This is a genomic window from Streptomyces sp. NPDC059534 (assembly GCF_042743475.1).
In the GTDB taxonomy this organism is placed as follows: domain Bacteria; phylum Actinomycetota; class Actinomycetes; order Streptomycetales; family Streptomycetaceae; genus Streptomyces.
Genome location: NZ_JBHWAQ010000100.1, coordinates 1 through 4952, shown reverse-complemented (window position 1 = coordinate 4952; position 4952 = coordinate 1). Strand labels below are relative to the sequence as shown.

Genomic DNA, 4952 nt, shown 5'->3' with positions numbered 1-4952 from the left:
AGACCCACACCCAGCATCGCCACCACCGCGTCCACCGAACGCGGCACCGCCAACGCCACCACCGAACCACGACCCACACCGACACCCGTCAGCGCATTCGCCACACCCACCGCACGGGACCACAACTCCCCATACGACAACGCCACATCACCACACACCACCGCCGGTGCCTCCGGCACCGCCGCCGCACGCTCCGCGAACCACACCGGCACCACACCCACCGGCACCACCACACCCGACGCGTTCCAGCCGCCCAACAGCCGCTCACGCTCCGCGGATTCGAGGATCTCGATGTCGGCGACGGGGAGGTCGGGGTGGGCGACGGCAGCGCGGAGCAGGCGCTCCAGTCGGGCGACGATCGTGTCGACGGTGTCGCGGTCGAAGAGGTCGGCGGAGTAGTCGGCGACGCCTTCGAGGCCGTTGGGGACGCCGTTCGCGGTGTGCCGTTCGCCGAGTCCCAGCGAGAGGTCGAAGCGGGCCCACGCGGACGCGCCGGGCTCGGCGGACACGGACAGGCCGGGCAGTTCGAGGGCGGCGTCCCGGGAGTTCTGCACGGTCAGCGTCACCTGGAAGAGCGGGTGACGGGTCAGCGAGCGCCGGGGGTTGAGCGCCTCGACGATCCGCTCGAAGGGCAGGTCCTGGTTGGCGTACGCCGCGAGGTCGGTCTCCCGGACCCGGGCGAGCAGCTCGCGGAAGGACGGTGCGCCGGAGGTGTCGGTGCGCAGGACGAGGGTGTTGAGGAAGAAGCCGACGAGGTCGTCCAGGGCGTCGTCGGTGCGGCCCGCGATCGGGGCGCCGATCGGGATGTCGTCGCCCGCGCCGAGCCTGCTGAGGACGGACGCGAGTCCGGCCTGGAGGACCATGAAGAGGCTGGTACCGGTGGAGCCGGCCAGGGCCAGCAGTTGGCGGTGGAGCTGGGCGTCGAAGGAGAACCGCACCTTCGCGCCGCGCTGGGCGCCGCTCTGCGGGCGTGGCCGGTCGGTGGGCAGGGTGAGCTCTTCGGGCAGGCCGGCGAGGGCCTCGGTCCAGTGGGCGAGCTGGCGGGAGATCTCGCTGTCCGGGTCGGACTCGTCGCCCAGGACCTCGCGCTGCCACAGCGTGTAGTCCGCGTACTGGACGGGGAGCGGCGCCCACTGGGGGGCGGCGCCGTGGATGCGGGCCGCGTAGGCCGTGGAGAGGTCCGTGGCGAGCGGGGCGAGGGACGCGGCGTCGCCGGCGATGTGGTGCAGCACCAGGACGAGGAGGTGGTCTGCGGGGCCGGTGGTGAGCAGGGTGGCCCGCAGCGGGACGTCCCGGGTCAGGTCGAAGCCGCGGCCGACGTGTTCGGCGATCAGCGCCCGCGGGTCGGGGGCGGCGGAGGCGTCCAGGACGGTGAGGCCGAAGGGGTGCGGCGACCGGGTGTCGAGGACGGCCTGGCGCGGTTCGCCGTCCGTGGCCGGGAAGACGGTCCGCAGGCTCTCGTGGCGGTCGACGACGTCGGTGAGGGCGGCGGAGAGGGCGTCCGGATCGAGGTCTCCGCGCAGCCGCAGGACCATGGGGATGTTGTAGAGGGGACTCGCCGGGTCCATCCGGTTGATGAACCACAGGCGGCGCTGGGCGAAGGACAGCGGGACCGCGTCGGGCCGCGGCTCGGCGGGGGCGGGGGCCGGGCGGGCCGCGCCGGCCCCGTCGAGGCGCTCGGCGAGGCCCGCGACGGTCGGGGCCTCGAAGAGGGCCCGGATGCCGAGCTGGACACCGAGGACCGAACGGATGCGGCTGAGGAGCCGGGTGGCGAGCAGCGAGTGCCCGCCGAGCTCGAAGAAGCCGTCATGGATGCCGACCCGGCCGGCCCCGAGCACCTCGGCGAACAGGCCGCACAGGATGGCCTCCTGCGGGGTGCGCGGTTCCCGGCCCCGTACGGGCGCGGTCTGCTGCGGCGCGGGCAGGGCCTTGCGGTCGGTCTTGCCGTTCGGGGTGAGCGGCACCGCTTCTAGGGTGACGACGGCGGAGGGGACCATGTACTCGGGCAGGACGGCGGCGACCTGGCGGCGGGCCGCCTCCGCGTCCAGGGCGGCACCCTGGACGGGCACGAGGTAGCCGACCAGCCGGCGGTTGCCGGGGGTGTCCTCGCGGACGGCCGCGACGGCGCGGGCGACGCCGGGGAGGGCCGCGAGGGCGGTCTCGACCTCGCCGAGTTCGATGCGGTGTCCGCGGACCTTCACCTGGTCGTCGGCGCGGCCGACGAACTCCAGGGCGCCGTCGGCACGCCGGCGCACGACGTCGCCGGTGCGGTACATGCGGGTGCCCGCGGGGCCGTACGGGTCGGCGACGAACCGCTCGGCGGTGAGGGCGGTGCGGTTCAGATAGCCGCGCGCCACGCCGTCGCCGGCGAGGTACAGCTCGCCGGGGACGCCGGCCGGGACCGGGCTCAGCCGCCGGTCGAGGACGTACGCCTGGGTGTTGCGCAGCGGGCGGCCGATCGGGACGGCTCCGTCCGGGAGTTCCTCGCCGGCGCCGATCCGGTGTTGCACGGCGCTGACCGTCGTCTCGGTGGGGCCGTAGACGTTGAACAGCGCGCCGTCCGGGTGCTGTCGGCGCCAGGAGGCGACCGCGGACGAGGTGAGGGCCTCGCCCGCGACGAGCAGTTCGGCGTCGGCCGAGGCGGACTCGACGGAGTCGGCGAGCATCCCGAGGTGGCTGGGGGTCACCTTCAGGAGGGTGAAGTCCTTCTCGACCGCGCCTTCGAGGAAGTCGGTGAGAAGGATGTGGCCGCCGACCGTGAGCGGCACGTGCAGCGAGGTCACCGTGGTGTCGAAGGAGACCGAGGAGTGCAGCAGCACCGGGCCCGCCACGCCCCGGTAGTCGGCGGCGGCGCCCGCGACGTAGTCGGCGAGGCCCCCGTGCCGGACGACGACGCCCTTCGGGGTGCCGGTGGAACCGGAGGTGTAGATCACGTACGCGGGGTGGTCGGGGAGCAGCGCGGCCGTGCGGTCCGCGTCGGCGGGGTCGTCCGCGCGGTGGCCCGCGAGCTCCTCGACGGTCGCTGCGGCGTCGAGGGCGAGGACCGGCTGCGTGGTGCCCTTGGGCAGGTGCGGCAGGACGTCCTGGGCCGTGACGACCAGGGCGGGCGCGGAGTCGGCCAGCATGTAGGCGATGCGGTCGGCGGGGTACTCGGTGTCGACGGGCAGGTAGGCCGCGCCGGACTTGAGCACGGCGAGCACCGCGACGATCATCTCCGGCGAGCGCGGCACGGCGATGGCGACGATCGACTCGGGGCCCGCGCCGTGGCCGATCAGCAGGTGGGCGAGGCGGTTGGCGCGTGCGTTCAGCATGGCGTACGACAGGGTGACGTCGCCGCCGGACACGGCCGGGGCGTCCGGCGTACGGGCCGCCCGCTCCTCGATCATCCGCGGCACCAGCAGCTCCGGCAGGGGGCGTGCGGTGTCGTTCCAGCCATGGAGCAGCTGCTCGCGTTCGGCGGCGCCCAGGATGTCGAGATCCTCGATCCTGCGGTCGGCGTCCGCGACCACGGCGCGCAGGACGGTGACGAACCGCCGCGTCACGGCCTCGACGGTCTCGCGGTCGAACAGGTCGGTGGCGAACTCGGCGAGGGCGTCGAGTCCTGCGGGGGTGCCGTCGGCGGCGAGCCTTTCGTTGAGTCCGAAGGACAGGTCGAAGCGGGCCACGCCGCCGCGGCCCGGCTCGGCCCCGATGCTCAGGCCCGGCAGCTCCAGGGTGGGCTGCGCGGTGTTCTGGAGGGCCAGCACGATCTGGAACAGCGGGTGACGGCCCAGCGACCGGGGCGGGTTGACGGCCTCGACGAGGCGCTCGAAGGGGACGTCCTGGTGGGCGTAGGCGGCGAGGTCGGTCTCGCGGACCCGGGTCAGGAGCTCACGGAAGGTCGGGTTGCCCGAGGTGTCGGTGCGCAGCACCAGCTCGTTGATGAAGAAGCCGACCAACTCCTCCACGGCCTCGTCGGTACGGCCGGCGATCGGGGTGCCGATCGGGATGTCCGTACCCGCGCCGAGGCGGGTCAGCAGACTCGCGAGGGCTGCCTGGAGCACCATGAACAGGCTGGTGCCCGACTCCCTGGCGAGGGTCAGCAGCTGCCGGTGCAGCGCGGCGTCCAGCGCGAAGCGGATCCGTTCGCCGTGGTGCGAGGAGGCGTCGGGGCGGGGCCGGTCGGTGGGCAGGTTCAGCTCGTCGGGAAGGCCCGTGAGGGTCTTGGTCCAGTGGGCGAGCTGACGGGAGATCTCGCTGTCCGGGTCGGATTCGTCGCCCAGTACCTCGCGCTGCCACAGGGCGTAGTCCGCGTACTGGACCGGCAGCGGCGCCCACCGCGGCGCGCCGCCCGTGCACCGCGCGCTGTAGGCGTCGCCCAGGTCGCGGGCGAGCGGCCGCATCGACCAGGCGTCGCCGGCGATGTGGTGCAGCACGAGCACGAGGACGTGCTCGTCCGGGCCGAGGGTGAGCAGCCGGGCGCGCAGCGGGCTCTGCTCGGCCAGGTCGAACCCCTGGCGGACGGTCTCCGCGACGTGCGCGGCGACCCGGTCCTCGGTGACGTCGCCCTCGGTCATGTCAGCGGTACGCAGGACATCTGCCGCGACGGTCTCGGCGTCGAGGACGACCTGCGTGGGCGTGCCGTCGGGGGCCGGGAAGACCGTGCGCAGGGACTCGTGACGGCTCACCACGTCGGCGAGCGCGGCTTCCAGCGCGACCGTGTCCAGCGGGCCGCGCAGCCGCAGTCCGAGGGAGATGTTGTACAGCGGGCTCTCGGTGTCCAGCTGGTTGATGAACCACAGGCGGCGCTGGGCGTAGGAGAGCGGGATGTCGGCCGGCCGCGACTGCGGGACGAGGGCCGCCCTGGCCTTGTCTCCGCGCTCCAGGCGTGGGGCGAGGGCGGCGACGGTCGGGGTCTCGAACAGGGCCCGGACGGGCAGTTCGACTCCGAGGACGGATCGGATACGGGAGAT

Annotated in this window: 1 protein-coding gene; it reads right to left on the bottom strand. The window is 73.9% G+C overall.

Annotation, left to right across the window (positions count from 1 at the left end; all coding sequences use genetic code 11):
- The coding region (locus ACFVZH_RS39810) for an amino acid adenylation domain-containing protein (RefSeq protein ID WP_384905477.1) at nucleotides 1–4952 on the bottom strand (4952 nt) is incomplete at both ends.